At 55.3% G+C, this 22,736-nt stretch carries 17 protein-coding genes and 1 pseudogene; 13 read left to right on the forward strand and 5 right to left on the reverse strand.

The features are described 5' to 3' along the window. Positions 1-53: 53 nt before the first annotated feature. The 7 genes and pseudogenes from ACHHZ6_RS04570 (at position 54) to ACHHZ6_RS04600 (ending at position 5,201) form a co-directional block, all read left to right on the forward strand. Positions 54-467, forward strand: coding sequence for a DNA polymerase III subunit psi (locus ACHHZ6_RS04570; RefSeq protein WP_182919367.1), 414 nt, complete (start codon positions 54-56; stop codon positions 465-467). Then, a complete protein-coding gene (rimI, locus tag ACHHZ6_RS04575) occupies positions 436-879 on the forward strand; it encodes a ribosomal protein S18-alanine N-acetyltransferase (RefSeq protein WP_182273649.1) in 444 nt (147 codons plus the stop codon). The genes ACHHZ6_RS04570 and rimI overlap by 32 nt, the downstream gene beginning before the upstream one ends. Positions 880-898: 19 nt before the next feature. Further along, positions 899-1,576 carry a pyrimidine 5'-nucleotidase gene (gene yjjG / locus ACHHZ6_RS04580; protein WP_182919368.1) on the forward strand — a complete coding sequence of 226 codons (678 nt, stop codon included), beginning with the start codon at positions 899-901 and terminating at the stop codon, positions 1,574-1,576. 92 nt (positions 1,577-1,668) lie between these two features. Further along, positions 1,669-3,258: a peptide chain release factor 3 gene (prfC, locus tag ACHHZ6_RS04585; protein ID WP_182919369.1), complete on the forward strand. Its 1,590-nt coding sequence runs from the start codon at positions 1,669-1,671 to the stop codon at positions 3,256-3,258. A gap of 304 nt (positions 3,259-3,562) precedes the next feature. Continuing rightward, positions 3,563-3,940 (forward strand): annotated as a pseudogene (locus ACHHZ6_RS04590) (BON domain-containing protein); the annotation flags it as partial. A gap of 131 nt (positions 3,941-4,071) precedes the next feature. Next, positions 4,072-4,233, forward strand: coding sequence for a DUF1328 domain-containing protein (locus ACHHZ6_RS04595; protein WP_002887716.1), 162 nt, complete (start codon positions 4,072-4,074; stop codon positions 4,231-4,233). A 185-nt stretch (positions 4,234-4,418) separates the two neighbouring features. After that, the gene (locus tag ACHHZ6_RS04600) at positions 4,419-5,201 is read left to right on the forward strand and encodes a TatD family hydrolase (RefSeq protein ID WP_196390784.1); all 783 of its coding nucleotides are present in this window, start codon (positions 4,419-4,421) and stop codon (positions 5,199-5,201) included. Here ACHHZ6_RS04600 and ACHHZ6_RS04605 read toward each other — a convergent pair. Both ACHHZ6_RS04605 and ACHHZ6_RS04610 read right to left on the reverse strand, forming a co-directional pair. Then, entirely contained in the window at positions 5,196-6,056 is an 861-nt protein-coding gene (locus tag ACHHZ6_RS04605; RefSeq protein ID WP_395121848.1) for a YjjW family glycine radical enzyme activase, read from the reverse strand. The genes ACHHZ6_RS04600 and ACHHZ6_RS04605 overlap by 6 nt on opposite strands. Further along, entirely contained in the window at positions 6,031-7,578 is a 1,548-nt protein-coding gene (locus tag ACHHZ6_RS04610) for a YjjI family glycine radical enzyme (RefSeq protein WP_395121849.1), read from the reverse strand. The genes ACHHZ6_RS04605 and ACHHZ6_RS04610 overlap by 26 nt, the downstream gene beginning before the upstream one ends. A gap of 261 nt (positions 7,579-7,839) precedes the next feature. Between ACHHZ6_RS04610 and deoC the strand changes: the two genes are divergently transcribed. The 4 genes from deoC (at position 7,840) to deoD (ending at position 12,123) form a co-directional block, all read left to right on the forward strand. Further along, a complete protein-coding gene (gene deoC, locus ACHHZ6_RS04615) occupies positions 7,840-8,619 on the forward strand; it encodes a deoxyribose-phosphate aldolase (protein WP_196390787.1) in 780 nt (259 codons plus the stop codon). Between the two features lie 54 nt (positions 8,620-8,673). Beyond that, a complete protein-coding gene (deoA, locus tag ACHHZ6_RS04620) occupies positions 8,674-9,996 on the forward strand; it encodes a thymidine phosphorylase (RefSeq protein ID WP_395121850.1) in 1,323 nt (440 codons plus the stop codon). Positions 9,997-10,048: 52 nt separating this feature from the next. Then, complete coding sequence (gene deoB / locus ACHHZ6_RS04625) at positions 10,049-11,272, forward strand: phosphopentomutase (protein ID WP_182273658.1); 1,224 nt, start codon at positions 10,049-10,051, stop codon at positions 11,270-11,272. Positions 11,273-11,403: 131 nt separating this feature from the next. Next, positions 11,404-12,123 (forward strand): purine-nucleoside phosphorylase, encoded by a 720-nt coding sequence (deoD, locus tag ACHHZ6_RS04630; RefSeq protein WP_182273659.1) that lies wholly within the window; start codon positions 11,404-11,406, stop codon positions 12,121-12,123. Between the two features lie 95 nt (positions 12,124-12,218). Here deoD and ACHHZ6_RS04635 read toward each other — a convergent pair whose 3' ends face one another. From ACHHZ6_RS04635 to ACHHZ6_RS04645, 3 genes are all read right to left on the reverse strand, one after another. Continuing rightward, entirely contained in the window at positions 12,219-18,065 is a 5,847-nt protein-coding gene (locus ACHHZ6_RS04635; protein WP_395121851.1) for an autotransporter adhesin BigA, read from the reverse strand. 397 nt (positions 18,066-18,462) lie between these two features. Then, the gene (gene lplA / locus ACHHZ6_RS04640; RefSeq protein ID WP_395121852.1) at positions 18,463-19,479 is read right to left on the reverse strand and encodes a lipoate--protein ligase LplA; all 1,017 of its coding nucleotides are present in this window, start codon (positions 19,477-19,479) and stop codon (positions 18,463-18,465) included. A 39-nt stretch (positions 19,480-19,518) separates the two neighbouring features. Then, on the reverse strand, positions 19,519-20,163 hold the full coding sequence (locus tag ACHHZ6_RS04645) for a YtjB family periplasmic protein (RefSeq protein WP_182273662.1): 645 nt from the start codon (positions 20,161-20,163) through the stop codon (positions 19,519-19,521). Between the two features lie 117 nt (positions 20,164-20,280). On the opposite strand from ACHHZ6_RS04645, the gene serB reads away from it, so the two are divergent. Both serB and radA read left to right on the forward strand, forming a co-directional pair. Continuing rightward, a complete protein-coding gene (gene serB, locus ACHHZ6_RS04650) occupies positions 20,281-21,249 on the forward strand; it encodes a phosphoserine phosphatase (protein ID WP_182273663.1) in 969 nt (322 codons plus the stop codon). Between the two features lie 11 nt (positions 21,250-21,260). Next, the gene (gene radA / locus ACHHZ6_RS04655) at positions 21,261-22,646 is read left to right on the forward strand and encodes a DNA repair protein RadA (protein ID WP_182273664.1); all 1,386 of its coding nucleotides are present in this window, start codon (positions 21,261-21,263) and stop codon (positions 22,644-22,646) included. Positions 22,647-22,736: the final 90 nt, after the last annotated feature.

Genomic DNA, 22,736 nt, shown 5'->3' on the forward strand with positions numbered 1-22,736 from the left:
CACTTTCGACACATTTGCTATATTTGCGCGCCTGAGAGACAGGAGTTTTCGCTATGACATCCCGACGAGACTGGCAGTTGCAGCAACTGGGCATTACCCAGTGGGCCTTGCGTCGCCCGACGGCGTTGCAGGGTGAAATCGCGATCTCCATCCCTGCGCACGTGCGCCTGGTGATGGTGGCGGAAGAACTGCCTGCCCTGAATGAACCCCTTATCGGTGATGTCCTTCGTAGCCTGAAGCTGACCTCCGATCAGGTTTTACAGCTGACGCCAGAGCGGGTCGCGATGCTCCCTCCTGACAGTCGCTGCAATAGCTGGCGAATGGGGGAGCCAGACGAGAGCACCCTCCAGGGGAGCCAGATCAGCTCGCCCGCGCTGGAAGAACTGAAAGCCAACCCAAACGCGCGCCGCGCGCTATGGCAACAAATCTGCGAATATGAACACGATTTCTTCCCTCACGACGCCTGACCTGACAACAGCGTTCGCGATTGAAACACGCGCCCACGCATTTCCGTGGAGCGAAAAAACGTTCGCCAGCAACCAGGGTGAACGGTACCTGAACTACCGCCTGGATGTTGACGGCACAATGGCCGCGTTTGCGATTACTCAGGTCGTCCTTGATGAGGCAACGCTGTTTAATATCGCCGTTGATCCTGCGTTTCAGCGTCGTGGGCTGGGCAGGGAACTGCTTGAGCATCTCATCCGCGAGCTGGAAATCCGTGACGTTTTCACCCTGTGGCTGGAAGTGCGTGCATCGAATGTCGCCGCCATCGCACTCTACGAAAGCTTAGGCTTTAACGAGGCGACAATCCGCCGTAACTACTACCCCACCGCAGAGGGACGTGAAGACGCCATTATTATGGCTTTGCCGCTTGGATAACTAAAATAAGGTTGTAACGATGAAATGGGACTGGATTTTCTTTGATGCCGACGAAACGCTGTTCACGTTTGACGCATTCGGTGGCCTGCAGCGGATGTTTCTGGATTATAGCGTCACCTTCACCGCTGAAGATTTTCAGGACTATCAGGCGGTAAACAAACCGCTGTGGGTGGATTACCAGAACGGTGCCATCACCGCGTTACAGCTGCAGCACCAGCGCTTTGATGCATGGGCGGAGCGGTTAAACGTCAGCCCGGGTTTGCTGAACGACGCGTTCCTGAACGCGATGGCCGAGATTTGCGCACCGCTGCCAGGGGCGGTTTCCCTGCTGGATTCGCTGAAAGGCAAGGCGAAGCTTGGGATCATCACCAATGGTTTTACCGCGCTGCAGCAGATCCGCCTTGAGCGCACCGGCCTGCGCGATCATTTCGACGCGCTGGTGATCTCGGAAGAGGTCGGCGTGCCAAAACCTGATCCGCGTATTTTTGATTATGCGCTTGAACAAGCGGGTAATCCTGACCGTGAGCGTGTACTGATGGTCGGCGATACTGCCGAATCAGACATTCTTGGCGGCATGAACTCAGGTCTGTCGACCGTCTGGCTGAACGCGCATGGCCGCGCGCAGCCGGAAGGGATCGAGCCGACCTGGACCGTCACGTCATTGAACGAACTGGAGCAGCTCCTGTGTAAACAATGATTGCCTGCCCCCCATTGATGGGTAAAATAGCCGCATTTTTCGTATTCCATGATGCGCGGCCTGCTGTCGCGCTTACATAAGAAGATTTGATTATGACGTTGTCTCCTTATCTGCAAGAGGTGGCCAAACGCCGCACTTTTGCCATTATTTCGCACCCGGATGCCGGTAAAACGACCATCACCGAGAAGGTGTTGCTGTTCGGACAGGCGATCCAGACCGCCGGTACCGTAAAAGGCCGTGGCTCCAGCCAGCATGCAAAATCCGACTGGATGGAGATGGAAAAGCAGCGTGGTATTTCAATTACCACTTCCGTGATGCAGTTTCCGTATCACGACTGCCTGGTAAACCTGCTGGATACCCCGGGCCACGAAGACTTCTCCGAGGATACCTACCGTACCCTGACGGCGGTAGACTGCTGCCTGATGGTGATCGACGCCGCGAAAGGTGTAGAAGATCGTACCCGTAAGCTGATGGAAGTCACCCGTCTGCGCGATACGCCGATCCTCACCTTCATGAACAAACTCGACCGTGACATCCGCGACCCGATGGAGCTGATGGATGAAGTGGAAAACGAGCTGAAGATCGCCTGTGCGCCGATCACCTGGCCGATTGGCTGCGGTAAGCTGTTCAAGGGCGTTTACCATCTCTATAAAGACGAAACCTACCTGTACCAGACCGGTAAAGGCCACACCATTCAGGAAGTGCGCATTGTAAAAGGTCTGGATAACCCGGATCTGGACACGGCAGTCGGTGAAGAGCTGGCCGCGCAGCTGCGTGACGAGCTGGAGCTGGTGAAGGGGGCGTCTCATGAGTTCGACAAAGAGCTGTTCCTGAGTGGCGAAATTACACCGGTCTTCTTCGGTACCGCACTGGGTAACTTCGGCGTTGACCATATGCTGGACGGTCTGATTGAGTGGGCACCACGCCCGATGCCGCGTAAAACCGACACCCGTGAAGTGGAAGCACAGGAAGAAAAATTCACTGGCTTCGTCTTTAAAATTCAGGCCAACATGGACCCGAAACACCGTGACCGCGTAGCGTTCATGCGCGTGGTGTCCGGTAAGTATGAAAAGGGCATGAAGCTGCGCCAGGTGCGTATCGGTAAAGACGTGGTGATCTCCGACGCACTGACCTTTATGGCGGGCGACCGTTCCCACGTTGAAGAAGCGTATCCGGGTGACATCATCGGCCTGCACAACCACGGTACCATCCAGATCGGTGATACGTTCACCCAGGGTGAGATGATGAAGTTCACCGGTATTCCGAACTTCGCACCGGAGCTGTTCCGTCGTATTCGCCTGCGCGATCCGCTGAAGCAGAAACAGCTGCTGAAAGGGCTGGTACAGCTCTCCGAAGAGGGTGCTGTACAGGTGTTCCGTCCGATTGCCAACAACGATCTGATCGTGGGCGCTGTCGGTGTGCTGCAGTTCGACGTGGTCGTTGCGCGTCTGAAAAGCGAGTACAACGTCGAAGCGATTTACGAATCAGTCAACGTGGCCACGGCGCGCTGGGTTGAGTGTTCTGACGTGAAGAAATTCGAAGAATTTAAGCGTAAGAACGAAATTCAGCTGGCGCTGGATGGCGGTGATAACCTGACCTATATCGCGCCGACAATGGTGAACCTGAACCTGACGCAGGAACGTTATCCTGACGTGCAGTTCCGCAAAACGCGCGAACACTAATCTCCTCTCAGAGCACGGCAGCCGCCGTGCTCTTCTTTAAATCCAGTCTTATTAATCCCTTGCGGAATGTTCTTAAATCATCGCATTTTCCTGAGTGTCGCTCGTTTTTTGACCTATTCTGAATGCGACACAGGGATAGTGATCTATATTTAACTCAGTGTTTAGCACCGAATGTGGATGAATTAACTATTCAGAATATATTTTCTGGTTCGCTATTTTATCCTGGTGTTTATTCGCAATATATCAATCTGTCTGTAAGGAAAATATGTCGCCCAAATAACGGGTAAAACATAGGAATATATCGATGAATATGACAAGACTGAAGATTTCGAAAACTCTGCTGGCGGTCACATTGGGTAGCATCCTCGTGAGCAGTTCTGTCCTCGCGGAAACCAACACAATGGATAACGTGCAGTCCACCGCAAATAGCGCAGGGGAAAAAATCGATAGCTCTCTGAATAAAGTCGGTAATTTCATGGATGACAGCTCAATTACAGCAAAAGTGAAAGCTGCGCTGGTGGATGATAAAAATATCAAGAGCGCTGGTATTTCCGTTAAAACCGACAATAAAGTTGTCACCCTGAGTGGTGTTGTCGAGAGTCAGGCTCAGGCTGAACATGCCGTATCCATTGCGAAAGCCGTTGAGGGTGTGAAGAGCGTCAACAACGATCTGAAGACGAAGTAAATGAGCACAATTCGCCCGTCTGGCTGAGGCCTGAGGGCGAAATAAGAACTACACCTGGAAAAACGCCGGTGAGTAGCCTGAGCGCTCATGCTTAGCGGCCGACATTAACTATGGTAAAGGAGAGGCTTATGTTTCGTTGGGGCATTATATTTCTGGTTATCGCGTTAATTGCCGCCGCGCTGGGCTTTGGTGGTCTGGCGGGGACGGCAGCGGGTGCGGCGAAAATTGTCTTTGTCGTCGGCATTATCCTGTTCCTGGTCAGCCTGTTTACTGGACGTCGCCGTCCATAGCTATGCATTACTCTGACAGCGACACTGAAGCCAGTCCTTGCGACTGGCTTTTTCTCATTTGAGTACCCGTGGGGATGTGCGTTACTGTGTCTGAACATGACCACGGGCTGGAGGAGCATAAATGGATTATCACCTCGCCAGCCAGGCGCAGCGAATGAGGCACAATTTGATAGCGAGGATCTGGCGTGATGCACTGCTTTGTCGACACCCATTGCCACTTTGATTTTCCGCCGTTTACGGGTGATGAAGAACAAAGCATTGCGAGAGCCGCCGAAGCAGGCGTTCAGGCGATCATTGTACCTGCGATCGAAGCGGCTAATTTTGAGCGTGTTCTTAACCTCGCTCAGCACCATCGCGCCATATATGCTGCACTTGGGCTGCATCCGATAGTTATTGAGCGTCATCTTGATGAGCATATTGAGAAGCTGGATGTGGTTTTGCAAACCGCCGGGAACAAACTCGTCGCCATCGGTGAGATCGGGCTCGATCTCTGGCGCGATGATCCGCAGTTTGAGCGCCAGCAGGCTCTCCTGGATGCACAGCTCAGGCTGGCAAAACGCCACGATCTGCCGGTGATCCTCCATTCCAGACGTACCCATGACAAACTGGCAATGCATCTGAAACGTATCGATTTGCCGCGAACGGGCGTTGTGCATGGTTTTTCTGGTAGCCTGCAACAGGCACAGCGGTTTATTGAACTGGGTTATAAAATAGGCGTTGGCGGGACAATTACCTACCCGCGTGCCAGCAAAACCCGGGAGGTGATGGCACAATTGCCGCTGTCAGCGTTGTTACTGGAAACGGATGCCCCCGATATGCCGCTCAACGGTTTTCAGGGACAGCCTAATCGCCCGGAGCAGGCGGCGCGTGTGTTTACCACGCTGTGCGAGCTGCGTGAGGAGCCAGAAGCGCTCATTGCCGGGGCGTTGCTTGAGAATACCCGTTCACTCTTTGGCGTCACACTATAGATAAAGCGCCGGGCGGATCACCGTAATCTTTTGTTTTTCCAGCGCCAGTGCCAGCGGCTCAACGTCGTCCGGCGTGGCGCTGCGCCATGACGCGGCCTCACCGTAAACTCCCTGTGCGTGAAAGGTATTGATCCGCACCGGGACATCCCCCAGAGAACGGATAAAGACGATCAGCGGTTTGAGATGTTCCAGATAATCACACTGATCCGGGATCACCAGCAGCCGCAGTTCCGTTAACCGTTGATGTTGCGCCAGCCAGCGGATGCTGTGTTTGATCTGCGGGTTTTCACGCCCGGTCAGGAAGCGGTGATGCTCATTTCCCCAGGCTTTCAGATCCAGCATGGCACCGTCAAACACCGGCAGCAGTTTTTGCCAGCCGGTTTCCCCTAACAGACCATTACTGTCCACCAGACAGGTTAAATGACGTAGCGCGGGATCGGTTTTGATCGCCGAGAAAAGGGCGATCAAAAACGGCAGCTGCGTGGTGGCTTCGCCGCCACTTACGGTAACCCCCTCTATAAACGGTGCTGCTTTGTGAATTTGCGTGAGGATCTCTTCCACGCTGAAGCGGTGCGCCATGGGTGTCGCCTGTTGCTGGCATAAATGCAGGCAGGTATCGCACTGCTGGCAGTGGCTCTCCTGCCACCAGACGCGTCCGGCCTGAATGTTCAGCGCATCGTGCGGGCAATGGGGGACGCAATCGCCGCAGTCGTTGCAGCGACCGATTGTCCACGGGTTGTGGCAGGTTTTGCAGCGCAGGTTGCAGCCCTGCAGGAACAGCGCCAGGCGGCTGCCTGGACCGTCCACACAGGAGAAGGGGATAACCTGACTAACTAAAGCGCATCTGCTGTTCATGGCTTATCACGCGTGGCTGACGTTCCAGAATGCGGGTATTTCGCGCGGCCTCCTCGCCAAGCCACGTCGTGTTCGTGCGCGACCCGGCTTCGCGGTATTTTTCCAGATCCGACAGGCGCACCATATAGCCGGTAACGCGCACCAGATCGTTACCGGCGACGTTGGCGGTAAATTCGCGCATACCCGCGTTAAACGCCCCCAGACAAAGCTGTACGACCGCCTGCGGGTTACGTTTTACCGTCTCTTCCAGCGTCAGAATATCGCTGATCCCGGACGTGTAGTGTTGATGGTGCGGTGCTACGGCCAGCAGGTGGCTGATGGGATCGGGTTCATCACCGTAAGGCAGACGTGCGCCCGGCGTGGTGCCTGAGTCGGAACTGATCCCCGACTGTGCATGCAGGAGCGCGCGCTGTTTCCAGCCGTATTTCACCGGGGTGTTTTCAACAAACGCCGAGAGCTGCTCGCTAATGCGATAGCCCAGTGCGTTGGCCTGCTCATCCTTACCGTAACGACCTTTGATACCGCCTTTCTCACAAAGCAGGTTCACCGCTTCAGCCAGACCGTACATGCCAAACATTGGCACGAAACGATCGCTATCAATCAGCCCCTCTTTGACCAGGAAGCTATTCTCAAAGAAGCCGGATTTTTCATACAGGAACGTGCAACGCGCATCAATGATGGCTATCTGTTGCTGGCAGTAGTGCGGCAACGTGCGGGTGAAGAAGTCTTCAGGGGAATGGCTGCGTTCAGCAATCGCCTTCAGGTTGAGGCGTACCAGAGTGCTACCACCGCCTGCGAGCGGCAGGGAGTTGTAACAACTCACCACACCATAGCGGCCTTTTGTGAAAATTTTATCATTGACTGGGCCATTAGAAACATGTGGTTTACTGCATTCACAAATGTTTTTTGCCACGCTCAGCAGCAGAGTGTCGGGCGTAACATCCGGGTCATAAATAAAGGTCAGATTGGGTGCGACCTGCTTCATTTCTGCATCCGCACGTAGAATGGCACGCGTGATGGGGGTGTCCGCCGGGCCGATGTTGGCATGCATAAAAGCATCAGGTAGCGTTCTGTCGAGGTAACGCCAGAAACGTTTTATTCGAACATCGATTTCTTCTTGTGTTAGAATTCTAACATACGGATCCAGTAACGCATCGAGTTGTCCCAGGTAGACCGGCATTGATGTGACGGATGGCACATGGTGATACAGGATGGTTAACAGCGAGAGGGCATCATCAAGATCTTTTGCCCCTTCCAGCTCCAGCCATTCCGAGCCGTTAGCCAAAAATTTTGCGTAATCCGGCAGGACGTAACGGGGTTTGTAAGGCGCATGGCCTTCGAACATGTCGCAGATAACGCCCTCGTCCAGTGCGGCACGGGCAGCCTGAGGCAGGTCTGGATAGGGGAGATTGTTCTCCGCTTCCAGCGCCAGAAAATGCCGCTTTTGCTCCGGGGTTAATACCGGGCTTGTCACAATGTTCTGACAACGTTGTTGCAGGGCGTCGGGGCCGGCGTGGGACATATTCGCTTCCTTTATTGTTCTGCGGATGATGAACGGATTGTAGGAAGCCATCCCGTCAGGGCCTTTGATCCGACAGGGGTAATCGCTGCTTTAGTCAGCAATTAGCGAACTAAAGTTTGAAGTTGATCTCATTACAGTAATGCAAATTTGTACGCAGTTTTCATTAACTGTGATGAATGTCGAAGTGTAAGTGCGGGTGAATGTTAGAATACTCACAGACCCGCAAGGTAAATTTATACGGCAATGCCGTTGGAGAATGTTATGACCGATTTAACTGCAAGCAGCCTGCGCGCGTTGAAACTGATGGACCTGACCACCCTGAACGATGACGACACCAATGAGAAAGTCATCGCCCTGTGCCATCAGGCGAAAACGCCCGTCGGTAATACCGCAGCCATCTGTATTTACCCGCGTTTTATCCCGATTGCACGTAAGACTCTGAAAGAGCAGGGCACGCCGGATGTGCGTATTGCTACCGTGACTAACTTCCCCCACGGCAACGACGATATCGACATTGCACTGGCAGAAACCCGCGCGGCCATTGCCTACGGTGCTGATGAAGTTGACGTGGTGTTCCCGTATCGCGCGCTGATCGCGGGCAACGAGAAGATTGGTTTCGACCTGGTGAAAGCCTGTAAAGACGCGTGTGCTGCGGCAAACGTGCTGCTTAAAGTCATCATCGAAACCGGTGAACTGAAAGAAGAGGCGCTGATTCGTAAAGCGTCTGAAATCTCCATCAAAGCCGGTGCGGATTTCATCAAAACGTCTACCGGTAAAGTGCCGGTTAACGCTACCCCGGAAAGCGCACGCATCATGATGGAAGTGATCCGTGATATGGGCGTGTCCAAAACCGTTGGTTTCAAACCAGCTGGTGGCGTGCGTACCGCTGAAGACGCGCAACAGTTCCTGGCGATTGCTGATGAGCTGTTCGGTGCGGACTGGGCGGACTCCCGTCACTACCGCTTTGGCGCATCCAGCCTGCTGGCAAGCCTGCTGAAGGCGCTGGGTCACGGCGACGGTAAGAGCGCAAGCAGCTACTAAGATTTGAAATGCCGGGTGGCGCGTAGCGAGCCCGGCCTACTTCGGGAGGTTACCGTGTTTCTCGCACAAGAAATTATTCGTAAAAAACGTGATGGTCATGCATTAAGCGATGAAGAAATCCGCTTCTTTATCAATGGTATTCGTGATAACACCATCTCTGAAGGGCAAATTGCTGCTCTGGCGATGACCATTTTCTTCCACGATATGTCGATGCCTGAGCGTGTATCGCTGACCATGGCGATGCGAGATTCAGGAACCGTTCTGGACTGGAAAAGCCTCGACCTCAATGGTCCGATTGTAGATAAACATTCCACCGGTGGTGTGGGTGACGTAACCTCGCTGATGCTTGGCCCAATGGTCGCGGCCTGCGGGGGTTACATTCCGATGATCTCCGGGCGTGGCCTGGGACACACTGGCGGTACGCTCGATAAACTGGAAGCCATTCCGGGCTTCGATATCTTCCCGGATGACAACCGCTTCCGCGATATTATTAAAGATGTGGGTGTGGCAATTATCGGCCAGACCAGCTCTCTTGCTCCGGCAGACAAGCGTTTCTACGCTACCCGCGATATCACCGCAACCGTTGACTCCATCCCGCTGATCACCGCCTCGATTCTGGCGAAAAAGCTGGCGGAAGGTCTGGATGCGCTGGTGATGGACGTGAAAGTGGGCAGCGGCGCGTTTATGCCAACGTATGAACTTTCTGCTGCACTGGCCGAGGCTATCGTTGGTGTTTCCAACGGTGCGGGCGTGCGTACCACTGCACTGCTGACCGATATGAACCAGGTGCTGGCTTCCAGCGCCGGTAACGCCGTTGAAGTGCGTGAAGCCGTGCAATTCCTGACCGGTGAATACCGTAACCCGCGCCTGTTCGACGTGACAATGGCACTGTGCGTGGAGATGCTTATCTCCGGCAAACTCGCCAAAGACGACGCAGACGCGCGCGTGAAACTGCAGGCGGTACTGGACAACGGTAAAGCGGCAGAGATCTTTGGCCGTATGGTTGCCGCGCAGAAAGGCCCGACTGATTTCGTGGAAAACTACGCAAAATACCTTCCAACCGCGACGCTCAGCAAAGCCGTTTATGCTGATACCGCTGGGTTTGTTTCTGCGATGGACACCCGTGCGCTCGGCATGGCGGTGGTCTCAATGGGCGGTGGTCGTCGTCAGGCGTCGGACACCATTGATTACAGCGTCGGTTTTACCGATATGGCCCGCCTGGGTGACAGCGTCGACGGACAACGCCCACTGGCGGTGATCCACGCGAAAGATGAAAGCAGCTGGCAAGAAGCGGCAAAAGCCGTGAAAGCCGCCATCCAGCTCGACAATAAAGCACCAGAAAGCACACCAACGGTCTATCGTCGTATTACCGAATAGCAGTATACTGATCTGATCACTTACTTTTGAGCACTACGTACGGAGAACAATTATGAAACGTGCATTTATTATGGTGCTGGACTCCTTCGGCATCGGCGCGACAGAAGATGCAGAACGTTTTGGTGACGTGGGTGCCGATACGATGGGTCACATCGCTGAAGCCTGTGCCAAAGGCGAAGCGGACAACGGTCGTAAAGGCCCTCTGACTCTGCCAAACCTGACGCGTATGGGTCTGGTGAAAGCGCACGAAGGTTCTACCGGTAAGATTGCAGCCGGTATGGATGCTAACGCGGAAGTGGTGGGCGCGTACGCCTGGGCGCATGAGCTCTCTTCCGGTAAAGATACCCCGTCTGGTCACTGGGAAATTGCCGGTGTGCCGGTTCTGTTTGACTGGGGCTACTTCTCCGATCACCAGAACAGCTTCCCGCAGGCGTTGCTCGACAAACTGGTTAAGCGCGCCAACCTGCCGGGTTACCTCGGTAACTGCCACTCTTCCGGTACCGTGATCCTGGATGAACTCGGTGAAGAGCACATGAAAACCGGCAAGCCGATTTTCTACACCTCTGCTGACTCCGTGTTCCAGATCGCCTGCCACGAAGAGACTTATGGCCTGGATAAACTTTACGAGCTGTGTGAAATCGCCCGTGAAGAGCTGACCGAAGGCGGCTACAACATTGGCCGTGTTATTGCGCGTCCATTTATCGGTGACAAAGCAGGTAACTTCCAGCGTACCGGTAACCGCCACGACCTGGCCGTTGAGCCGCCAGCGCCAACCGTGCTGCAAAAACTGGTCGAAGAGAAAGACGGTCACGTGGTTTCCGTGGGTAAAATTGCGGACATCTATGCCAACTGCGGTATCACTAAAAAAGTGAAAGCCACCGGCCTGGATGCGCTGTTTGATGCCACCATCAAAGAGATGAAAGACGCGGGCGATAAGACCATTGTCTTCACCAACTTCGTTGACTTCGACTCTTCCTGGGGTCACCGCCGTGACGTGGCTGGCTATGCTGCCGGTCTGGAGCTGTTCGACCGCCGTCTGCCAGAGCTGATGGAGCTGGTCGGGGAAGATGACATTCTGATCCTGACTGCTGACCACGGCTGCGACCCAACCTGGACCGGAACCGACCACACGCGTGAGCACATTCCGGTGCTGGTGTACGGCCCGAAAGTGAAACCTGGTTCGCTCGGCCACCGTGAAACCTTCGCGGATATCGGTCAGACGATTGCAAAACACTTTGGTACGTCCGACATGGATTATGGCAAGGCCATGTTCTGAGTCACATTGGGTGAGGCCTGATGCTCTCACCCAGGTCCTCTCCCACGGGAAATACGGGTGTGGCCTGATGCCCTCACCCCAACCCTCTCCCACAGGGAGAGGGAGAATACATAACGAATAAGGAACTGAAGATGGCAACTCCTCACATTAACGCAGAAATGGGTGATTTCGCTGACGTCGTCTTGATGCCGGGTGACCCGCTGCGCGCGAAGCACATTGCAGAAACTTTCCTCGAAGACGTGCGTGAAGTGAACAACGTTCGCGGCATGCTGGGCTTCACCGGTACCTACAAAGGCCGCAAAATCTCGGTAATGGGCCACGGTATGGGTATCCCGTCCTGCTCCATCTACACTAAAGAGCTGATCACTGATTTCGGCGTCAAGAAAATCATTCGCGTGGGTTCCTGCGGCGCTGTTCGTATGGACGTTAAACTGCGTGACGTGGTTATCGGTATGGGTGCCTGCACCGATTCCAAAGTGAACCGTATTCGCTTCAAGGATCACGATTTTTCCGCGATTGCTGACTTCGATATGGTGCGTAACGCGGTAGATGCGGCAAAAGCGCTGGGCGTTGATGCGCGCGTGGGCAACCTGTTCTCGGCTGACTTGTTCTATTCCCCGGACGGTGAAATGTTCGACGTAATGGAAAAGTACGGCATCCTGGGCGTGGAAATGGAAGCGGCGGGCATCTACGGTGTGGCGGCAGAGTTTGGTGCGAAAGCCCTGACCATCTGCACAGTGTCTGACCACATCCGTACGCACGAGCAGACTACGGCTGCTGAGCGTCAGACTACCTTCAACGACATGATTAAAATCGCGCTGGAATCCGTTCTGCTGGGCGATAAAGCGTAAGAAAGTTTGTGCCCGGAGGTGCTAGCTTACCGGGCCTGCATATAACCGGGGAGGCGTTTACGTCTCCCCGGTTTTGCGTTTTATCCGCCGGGTAATCAGAAGGTTTTCTTCAGGTTCAGCATAAAGCCTTTATCGCTGATGTTGTCTTCCTTCCACTGGTAAGCATCGACGCTCAGGCGGGTATCTTTGGCGCTGTATTTCACGCCGACCGTCGCCAGACCGTTGATGCCACCGCCTTTCTGACCATCATCGACGCTGAACTGCTGGCCTGCCGCGCCCTGAAGCGAGGCGGTACGCTGGCTTTTGGCGTAGCTCAGGTTCGGGCCGCCTTCCAGCGTGGCGCTGGCACCCCAGCCGTTTTTACCGGCGTAGTCCAGCTTCAGGCCAAACACGGAATCCACCGCCGTTTCGCTGCTCGCATTCATACTCAGGTTAAAGTCCCCGGCGCTGTGCTCCTGATAACCGTCTTCCAGCGTATGGCGGAACTTCACTCCGGCATACGGCGTCACTTTCAGCGCATCATCCAGCAGGGAGAAGGTTTTTGCCCCTTCGCTGCGGAACTCCATGTACTGCTGACGGGCGCTGGAATCTGCGACTTTACTGACGTCGCCGTAGGAGACGGCGCGGCTGCTGTCGAGGCTGTGTACATCGTAGCGCAGGGCGTTGTTCCAGGCGAGACCGCTGTCAAACGCCATGCTGTGCTTCAGGCCGAAGAACTGGCTGTAGCCGCCGGTCAGACCGTTGTCGCCTGCACTCTGCGAACCGTTACCGTCGATGCGGGCGATGCCGTACTCCAGCGTCAGGTTCTGGTTTTCCGTTAAGTCCAGCGTCTGGCGCAGCGCCAGCATGTCGTACTGGGTGTCGTTACCCAGCTCGGCGCGCGGATCGCCTTTTGCCACCGCGTTAAACGACAGACCCTCTTTCACCTGCGGCGCAGCATCGGCCAGCATGTTAAAGCGGTTGCTGAGTATGCGCGCCTCGCGGAAGGCGGTGGTGGCCTGGCTGCCGCTTACCTGCTTCAGGGCGTTGTTCAGCTCGGCGGTGGTACCCACGTTGAGGCTGGTGTACAGCTCGTTGTTGGTGTAGCCCGCATCCAGCGCTTTTGCCACGCTGTTCACGCTGGTGTCAGTGGCGACAGCGGTGTAGGCGTTTTTGGTCATGGTCACGTCAACGTTGCCGTTGGTATCGGTGCTGCCCTGCGCATTCCAGACCACGGAGGTGGACTGGATGGCGCTGGCATCGGTCAGATTACTGCCTTCGACCACGTTATCAAACGTGACGGTGGTGTCAGCGGTGCCAGCGGTAAAGCCGGTGTTGATGCCAACACCATTCATGCTGGCGTTGCTGACCTGGAGCTTACCTGCGCTGCCGTCGGTGTTAGTGCCGACCACGTAGCCCGACAGGTCGTTCATATCGGAGGAGGAAGCGGGGGTGGAAGACGACGAGCCGGATACCGTGGATGGCGTCCCCGGCAAGGTATAGTTGGTGTAATGCACCTCGCTGCTGTTGCCGTTATTGCCGTTTGTGCCTTCCACGTTAACGGTATCGCCCTGTTTGATAAGACCGGAACCGGTCACTGTCGGGTCAATTACCACCGTACCGTTGTTGACGACATGTCCCGCGCCCGCCACGCTGAAGGCGTAAGAGTTGCTGGCATGGATATTGATGGTGCCGTTGTTTTCAATCACCGCATCTGCCGTGGCGTTCGCGTCCAGCGCCATAGCGACCATGCCGGTATCGGTGGTACCTGTGGTACCCAGGTTGATGGTGCCGTTGTTCACCAGTTGGGCGTTTTTGCTGCCGTTCATCGCGATGGCATTGTTGCCGCTGATGTTCATGGTGCCGTCGTTCTGCGCCACGTAGTTATTGTGGGTGAAGTTGACGGCTTTACCGTTATCGACGTCGTAGTTAACGATACCGCCATCCTGGTTCCAGAAGAAAGCGTGACCGCTGTCGGCATCCCCGGCGCTTGCCATCATGGACTGCGCCGTAGCGTTCACTACGCCGGCGTTGATGAACGTGCCTACGCCTTTCTGAACCGTGATACCGGCACCCGCTATGGCATTGGTGATCTCGATATCTCCAGCGCTGGTGTTATAGAGCACGCCATTGTAAGAGATGTTAACGTTGTTTTGCGCGTTATTAATAACCAACTTGCCGCTGTTGTTGAAGACCGCGCTACCATTGATGTCGAGCGTGCCTTTGTAGTTCCCTTCTCCCATATAGCCGAGAGTCCAGATGCCGCTGTTATTGACCACCGTCTTGCCATTCAGTTGCGCGCCACGCAGTACCTGACTACCTGAACGCGTGTTTAACGTGCCGCCGTTCGTGATGATATGTTGGGTTATCGTGCCGTCATTATTGAATGTTCCACCATTAAGGGCGACGCTATTCACCGTCCCTTCGTTGTTCACTATGCCATCGTTGAGGGTGATTTTGCCGTTAATGATGCCGGACGCGTTGTTGGTCATGGTGCCTTCATTGACGGTAACGCTGGTGTTGATAACGCCGGTGGCATGGTTGGTCAGCGTGCTGCTGCTGTCGCTGAGGGTTAACTGACCGCTGCCGCTCACCGTTCCGTCATTGGTGACGTCGCCCTGAATCAGCCCACCACCAGTAAGCGTGACCGTTTCACCTGTGGCGGCGATCACCCCACCGGAATAGAGTATGCTTATATAAGGGTCTGTTGGGTTATAGGCTGCGCTGTCCTGGCAGGCTCCCTGAATACAGATGGTGCCGTAGTTAAGGACGATACCGCCCCCGGTGGACAGGAATGGCTGGCCGTAGGCGGCGTCAATATTGATGATGCCGGTGGTGTCATTGATGACTTCGCCGCCCGAGAGCGCCGCCATGCCGACCAGTTGATTCGCCTCCCCGGTATTGCCGTCGGCGGTCAGGGTGATGGTTCCCTGGTTAATCGCCATACCGCCGTACATGGCGCTCATGCCGTAGCCCGCGTTATGCACGATGATGGTGCCGGTGTTCGTGGCGGTGGCTTTGCTGTCGTCATTGTTTTCCGAACCGGCGACCATACCCGTGCTGGGCAGTTGAGCCGAAGAGGCTTTCCAGTATTGTTCACCGGTGATATTGCCGTCGGCATCCAGTATCTGCTTAAAGCCATCAACATAGATGTCGCCCGCATTGCTTGCCGTCCCGTCGGTAACCCCCATGCCGTACAGACCTGCGCCAGACACCGAGATATTGCCCCCGGCCTGGTTGCTGATTGCACCGTCATCAAACGCCATCATGCCGTAGGCGGTATTGTCATAGCCCGTCATTGGGTAGCCGCCGATATCACCTCCCCAAAAGGGTGTCGCGCCGCTGACCAGCGTCACGCTACCGCCCGTTGCGTTGGTTGCCGTTGACCCATTATTTTTGGCGATCATACCCACGCCACGCCCGTAATTCACTGCGCCAGTTTTAGCGGTTATCTCACCGCTGTTTTTGATCGCTGCGCCATTCTGCGCCTGCATCATCAACATGATGCCCTGAGAGTTGATCGCCCCCTGGTTATCGATCGTTGATCCCTGATCGTCGGCCGTCAGCAGGACGCTTGAGCTGATGACTGCGGTTTGTGGCAGCAGCTCATACGTGATATCCACCACGGAACTGTCCGAGAACACCATATCGCCGCCGTTTTTGACGGCGGCCAGGGTGAGCGGCCCTCCGATGATACTCAAAGTATCGATTTGCGAATGACCGCTCAGCGTGACGCTACTGTTACCGTCAATCTTCACGCCGTAGATATGGGCGGCTGGCGTTGCCATTGAAGTCAGGGTTAAATCAATACCGCCGGTCAGATTGACCGTATTGCCATCGCCCTGAATATCGAGACCGACAGAGTCCAGCGATTCTGTAGACCATTCGGTTTGATCATTTGTCTCAATCGTCAGTGTGCCGCTTAACGATACGTTATTGTTGTCGCCCTTAATGCGGATGCCGGTGAGGCTTTCGTCCGTTAGCTTCTTTTCGGCAAGGTTGCCCGTCAGCGTGACGTTGCCCTGAATGTTGGTGGTGGTGCTATTTCCTGCTATGTCGATACCCGTTGCGCCGCGGTACAGGCCGCTGCTGTCCTGCACGGCCGTGACGTTGATGTTGCCTTTTTGTGTCACCTTCGAACCATCGCCGCTGACCAGCGCGCCGGTGCCGTTCAGGCTGACATCGACATCACCTTTATTGGTGAAGGTGCTGTTCTTACCCGCCACAATAAACGCAATGGAGTCTTCGTCATGCACCGTGGTATGACCGGTGTTGGAGAGCGTGTTGTTCTCACCGTGGGAGACCAGCCCCCACGCACCATTGGTGACAACCAGATCGCCCGTTTGCGTCATCCTGGCGTCGTTGCCGTCAAGGATGACGACGGCGGAGCTTGACCCGTCAACGCTGATATCGCCGGTGCTGGAGAGTGTGGCGTTATCGCCGCTAATTTTTGTGCCGGTGCCGCCGCCTGAAATCGTCTGATCCCCTTCGTTGAGCACCAGCACGCCATCGCCGTCAATGGACATCGCAATGGAGTCCGCGTCGCTGACGTTCGTTTCGCCGGTATTGTTGACCATGGCGTCGTTGCCGGTGATTTTGGTGCCAGTGCCGCCGCTGGTGATCGTCTGTGCGCCATCATTGGTTACGCGCGCGTTATCGCCGTTGATGGCGATGCTGGTGCCGCCGTCGGAGACGGTCTGGCTCCCTTCGTTGGTTATGGTTGTGCCGTCGCCGTCGAGGATCATCGCCGTGGAGCCTGAGCCGCTGGTCGTTGAGTCCCCTTTGTTATCGATGGTGACGTTGTCGCCGGTAATGGCTCCGCCGGTCGCGCCATCGGTAACGGTCATGTCGCCGCTGTTGACGATATTCGCGTTGTTGCCCTTGACGATGACGCCGGTGGAACCTTTGCCACTGGTACTCGATGTCCCGGCGTTATTGATATCGACGTCGTCGCCGTCAACAATCAGCCCGGTGCCGCCGCCGGTGACGTCGATACCGCCGGAGATATTAAGGCTTGAGCCGTCGCCTGAAATCAGCGCGCCGATGGCGTTATCCACGGTGGACTGCCCCGAGATAACATTGGTGGTGTCATCGCCGGTGATCACAATGCCGGTCGCGCCATCGGTGATGTGAGAGTTTCCGTTCAGGGTGTTGGTCGTTTTGTCGCCGGAAATAATGACGCCGGTTTTGCCCTGGCCGCTGACGTCCTGTCCGCGATCGAAGGCATGGGTTGCGTTATCACCCGTAATTACCGCAGTTTGAGCATCGGCGAGGATCAGGTAGCCGCGGCTGTCATACTTCCAGTAGTCGCCGTTTGCCTGCGTGCCTTCAATGATGGCGGCATTGTTGCCGTCTACATGCCAGCCGGTGATGTAGAGCGTTTTACCGTCCTGGGTGGTCATCTGCCACTGGTCGTTTTGTTTTGAGTAGCTGAAGGTAGCTGGGCCGGGATGTTCACCGTTATCCAGTTTGATATCGTCGAACGCCAGCGTATCCTTACCTTTGTCGATGGTGACGCCATTGCTGAACGTTTTCACGGTGTTATCGGTTGGCGTGTCGTCGCCACCGTCATCGTCAGGTGGTGTTACGTCGCCGCCGTCGTCGTCCGGTGGTATGACGTCGCCACCACCATCGTCCGGTGGTATGACGTCACCGCCGTCATCGTCCGGCGGTGCAGGGGGGGATGAGTGATGGTCAGAGCCGCCGCTGTCGTGGTTACCAATGGCGATGCCGGTAATCAACGCTGCTGCGCTGCCAGCGATCCACGCCCAGTCATGATTGGCTTCCTGTCCGACGAGGCAGGTCGCCGGAAGCTTTTCGCGTGCTGTTTCAGATAATAAAGAAATATTGGTCGGACATTTTTTCTTGTCATCATTATTATCATTATCGGCAGCCATGGCCGGGTAATAATAGGTTTGCAGCGCAATAGCGACAGCAGCGGCAATTAGCTTTTTCTTTTGCATAATCGAGCCTGATTAGTACGAGGTATGAATTCTCGTAGTCATACCCTGTATATGAAATAAAATATTATTCGGTGGTCGGTTATTATACTCTCCATTATCTATGCCCTCGAATGTTGCCAGGTGTTGCCAGGTATAAAACAATTCATTTAATGAATTGTTTTATACAGTTACTGAAGGAGTGAGGGCGCTTTTTGACGGGGTGATGGGTTATTTAATTGGTTTGGTGAATATATGTAGGGAATTTAAATTGTAAATGTATTAATTATAATTAATAACATTGCAATGAAGGGCTTAATTTATTTAGATGAATATAATTTATTTAATCGATGTTCTCATAGCGGGTTTATAACCCGCTATTTACTCACTGGTGTTTTTTCGCTGTTGGTTTCCGCGTGGTTCAACGCACTGCCCCAGCCATCCATACCGACAGTTCCCGCAACGCCTTTTCCTGCTCAGGGAAGTCGGTCAGCAATGCCTCACATGCCTGCTGCAGCCTGTCCGCTCTGTACAAACAGCCTTGCAAACGTACTGCCAGCGCTTCTAATGGTGCCGGATTCAGGCTGTCGGTAAAGACCTGCGTGCGGGTGATATATCCTTTTTCAACGTCGAAGTGCAGTTCGACGCCGCCCCAGCTAAAGCGCTCATCCAACTGATGGGAGAAGGCGGGGGCCTGACCGAAGTTCCACTCCCAGCTGCTCTGGCGAGCAAAGGTTTCCGCGAAGTTGGGGAGATCCGGGGTCTTGTCGGGGGAAATCACTTCCGCTTCCACGCGCTCGCCGTAATGATCAAAGAATGCTTCGCGGATCGCTTCGCAGATTTGGGCGTGCGTAACCCCCGGCAAGAGTTCGACCAGGTTCGCCACGCGGCCACGTACGGAGGTTATACCTTTCGCCTGCAGCTTTTTTTTATCCGGATTGAGGTAGTTTGCCAGACGGCTCAAATCGGCATTCAGCAGCAGGGTACCGTGGTGGAACCCTCGATCTATCGTTTCCCGATAGGCTGAACCGGAAACCTTTCGATCTCCCCCGGTGGTTTTCACGACCAGATCGTTACGCCCGGAGGCCTCCGCCGTGGCACCAAGAGTACTCAGCGCGCTAAGCACAATTGCGGTCGAGACGGTTTTATCGTATTCCGGCTTGCCGGCCATAAAGGTAAAGCAGGTATTGCCGAGATCGTGAAACACCGCACCGCCGCCGCTACTGCGGCGCGCAAGCCGGACATTGTCTGCTTCCATGCGTCGCGTGTTGCACTCTTTCCACGGATTTTGTGCACGCCCAATGACCACCGTATCGGCGTTGCGCCACAGGAACAGTACGCGTTGAGTGGCGGGCATCTGGCGGAAGATGCACTCTTCCACCGCGAGGTTAAACCAGGGATCGTAAGAGTCAGAGATAAGCAGGCGTAACGTCGTCATGGCAAAGTTCCTTTTCTGAATCGCCAGCCTACTTTATCACTAATCTTTCTTCTCGCTCTCTTCCTCTTCGGGAATCGATGAGCTTGCGGTCAGCAGGAACGGTGATTGCTGCCAACGGCTGCGTTTACCTCGCAGCAGGGTGCGCGCCAGCACCACGCCGATGGCCAGTGAAAGCAGCAGCATCAGGCGAAGAATGTTGGTGGTGTTATCCACCTGTTTGGCTTCGGTAGGCAAGGTGTGGGTGTCGAGGGTCAGGCGCAGATACCCCAGCGGGCCATTTTTCCCCTGAATAGGTTCAACGATCTGCTGGTTGAAATAGCCCCCGGCTTTTTTGCCGTCCAGCGCCAGCCTGTCGCGCACGTCAACGTGCTCGCCAGCACGGGCTATCAGGTCACCCTGCTCGTCATACACACCGGCATCCAGAATGCGGCTGTTCTCCGTTAACAGGCGTAAGATCTGGCTTATTCGCTTATCGTCCGGTGTTTCGGTACGCATGGACGGGGCGATGTTAAACGTCACCTGACGTGCCAGCGTGCGGGCCAGCTCTTCAAACTGCGGGTTGCGTTGCCGTTGATGATTCTGGCTAAACCACGATGCCCCTTGCATCAGCACCACTAATAGTGCGAGACAGGAAAGGACAATCACGGCACGGTGAAGCCGAAATTTCAGTTTTGCGCGAGCCATATTCCACCTGCTGAAAATTTACGGCTTAATGTTGCCAGAAGTGATGGTTACAGGGTAGCCTCATGCGTTATTTTCCCCGTGGAACCAACCGCTGCGAACGAAATTACAGGAGCTTCAATGCCGAACATTACCTGGTGTGACCTGCCAACGGATGTCTCTTTATGGCCAGGATTGCCACTCTCTTTAAGTGGCGATGAGGTGATGCCTCTGGATTACCACGCCGGTCGTAGCGGCTGGCTGCTGTACGGACGCGGCCTGGATAAGCAACGCCTTACCCAATATCAAACCACGCTGGGTGCTGCGATGGTGATTGTCGCCGCCTGGTGTGTGGAAGATTTCCAGGTTATCCGCCTGGCGGGTTCTCTGACGCAGCGCGCGACGCGTCTGGCGCATGACGCCGGGCTGGATGTTGCGCCGCTCGGTAAAATTCCGCACCTGAAAACGCCGGGGCTGCTGGTGATGGACATGGACTCGACGGCTATTCAGATCGAGTGCATTGACGAGCTCGCGAAGCTGGCGGGCAGCGGCGAGCTGGTGGCTGAAGTCACGGAACGTGCCATGCGTGGCGAACTGGATTTCACTGCCAGCCTGAAACAGCGCGTCGCGACCCTGAAAGGGGCTGATGCCAACATTTTGCGTCAGGTGCGTGATGAGCTGCCGCTGATGCCAGGGCTGACACAGCTGGTGCTGAAGCTGGAAACACTTGGCTGGAAAGTGGCTATTGCTTCCGGCGGGTTCACTTTCTTCGCTGATTACCTGCGCGACAAGCTGCGTCTGACCACCGTGGTGGCAAACGAGCTGGAGATTATCGACGGTAAACTGACCGGCCACGTGATTGGTGATATCGTGGATGCGCAATACAAAGCCAATACGCTGACCCGTCTGGCGGAGAAATATGAAATTCCAGTCACGCAGACCGTGGCGATTGGTGACGGGGCCAACGATCTGCCGATGATCAAGGCTGCCGGTCTTGGTATCGCCTATCATGCCAAGCCAAAAGTAAATGAAAAGACGGAAATCACTATCCGTCATGCTGACCTGATGGGAGTGTTCTGCATTCTCTCCGGCAGCATTAATCAGAAATAACGAGGTAAACCGTGGCGAAAGCTCCAAAACGCGCATTTGTCTGTAACGAATGTGGTGCAGATTATCCGCGCTGGCAGGGGCAATGCAGCGCCTGCCATGCCTGGAATACCATCACCGAAGTGCGTGGTGTGGCGGCTTCGCCGGGCGTGGCCCGTAACGAACGTCTGAGTGGCTATGCGGGCAACGCAGGTGTCGCGAAAGTACAAAAACTTTCGGACATCAGCCTTGAAGAGTTGCCGCGTTTTTCCACCGGGTTTAAAGAGTTTGACCGCGTGCTCGGCGGTGGTGTGGTGCCGGGCAGTGCCATTCTTATCGGCGGTAACCCGGGTGCGGGTAAATCAACCTTACTGTTGCAAACACTCTGCAAGCTCGCTGAACAGATGAAAACCCTGTACGTCACGGGTGAAGAGTCCTTGCAGCAGGTGGCGATGCGTGCGCACCGTCTTGGCCTGCCGACAAGCAACCTGAATATGCTCTCGGAAACCAGCATCGAGCAGATCTGCATGATTGCGGAAGAAGAGCAGCCGAAGCTGATGGTCATTGACTCCATCCAGGTGATGCACATGGCGGACATTCAGTCCTCACCGGGCAGTGTGGCGCAGGTGCGTGAAACGGCCGCCTACCTGACGCGCTTTGCCAAAACGCGCGGCGTGGCGATTGTGATGGTTGGCCACGTGACCAAAGATGGCTCGCTGGCGGGGCCAAAAGTGCTCGAACACTGTATCGACTGCTCCGTGATGCTCGATGGCGATGCGGATTCCCGCTTCCGCACCCTGCGCAGCCACAAAAACCGTTTCGGCGCGGTAAACGAATTAGGCGTATTTGCCATGACCGAGCAGGGGTTGCGCGAGGTCAGCAACCCGTCGGCCATCTTCCTGAGCCGTGGCGATGAAGTAACCTCTGGCAGCTCGGTAATGGTGCTGTGGGAAGGAACGCGTCCGCTCCTGGTCGAAATTCAGGCGCTGGTGGATGTCTCGATGATGGGTAACCCACGGCGCGTGGCGGTCGGTCTGGAACAGAACCGCCTGGCGATCCTGCTGGCTGTGCTGCACCGTCATGGCGGCCTGCAGATGGCGGATCAGGACGTTTTCGTCAACGTGGTCGGCGGGGTTAAAGTCTCTGAAACCAGTGCTGACCTGGCGTTGCTGTTGGCGATGGTCTCCAGCCTGCGCGACAGGCCATTACCGCAGGATCTGGTGGTCTTTGGCGAAGTGGGTCTGGCCGGCGAGATCCGCCCGGTGCCAAGCGGCCAGGAGCGTATTTCCGAAGCGGCAAAACACGGTTTCCGTCGTGCGATTGTCCCTGCGGCCAATGTGCCGAAAAAAATCCCGGAAGGGATGCAGGTTTATGGCGTAAAAAAACTCGCAGATGCATTAAGTGTCTTTGACGACTTATAATTATACCCGTCATACTTCAAGTTGCATGTGCGTTGGCTGCGTTCGCTTACCCCGGTCACTTACTTTAGTAAGCTCCCGGGATGCGCTTAC

This window comes from Enterobacter cloacae complex sp. 2024EL-00214, from assembly GCF_043945575.1.
GTDB lineage: Bacteria > Pseudomonadota > Gammaproteobacteria > Enterobacterales > Enterobacteriaceae > Enterobacter > Enterobacter cloacae_P.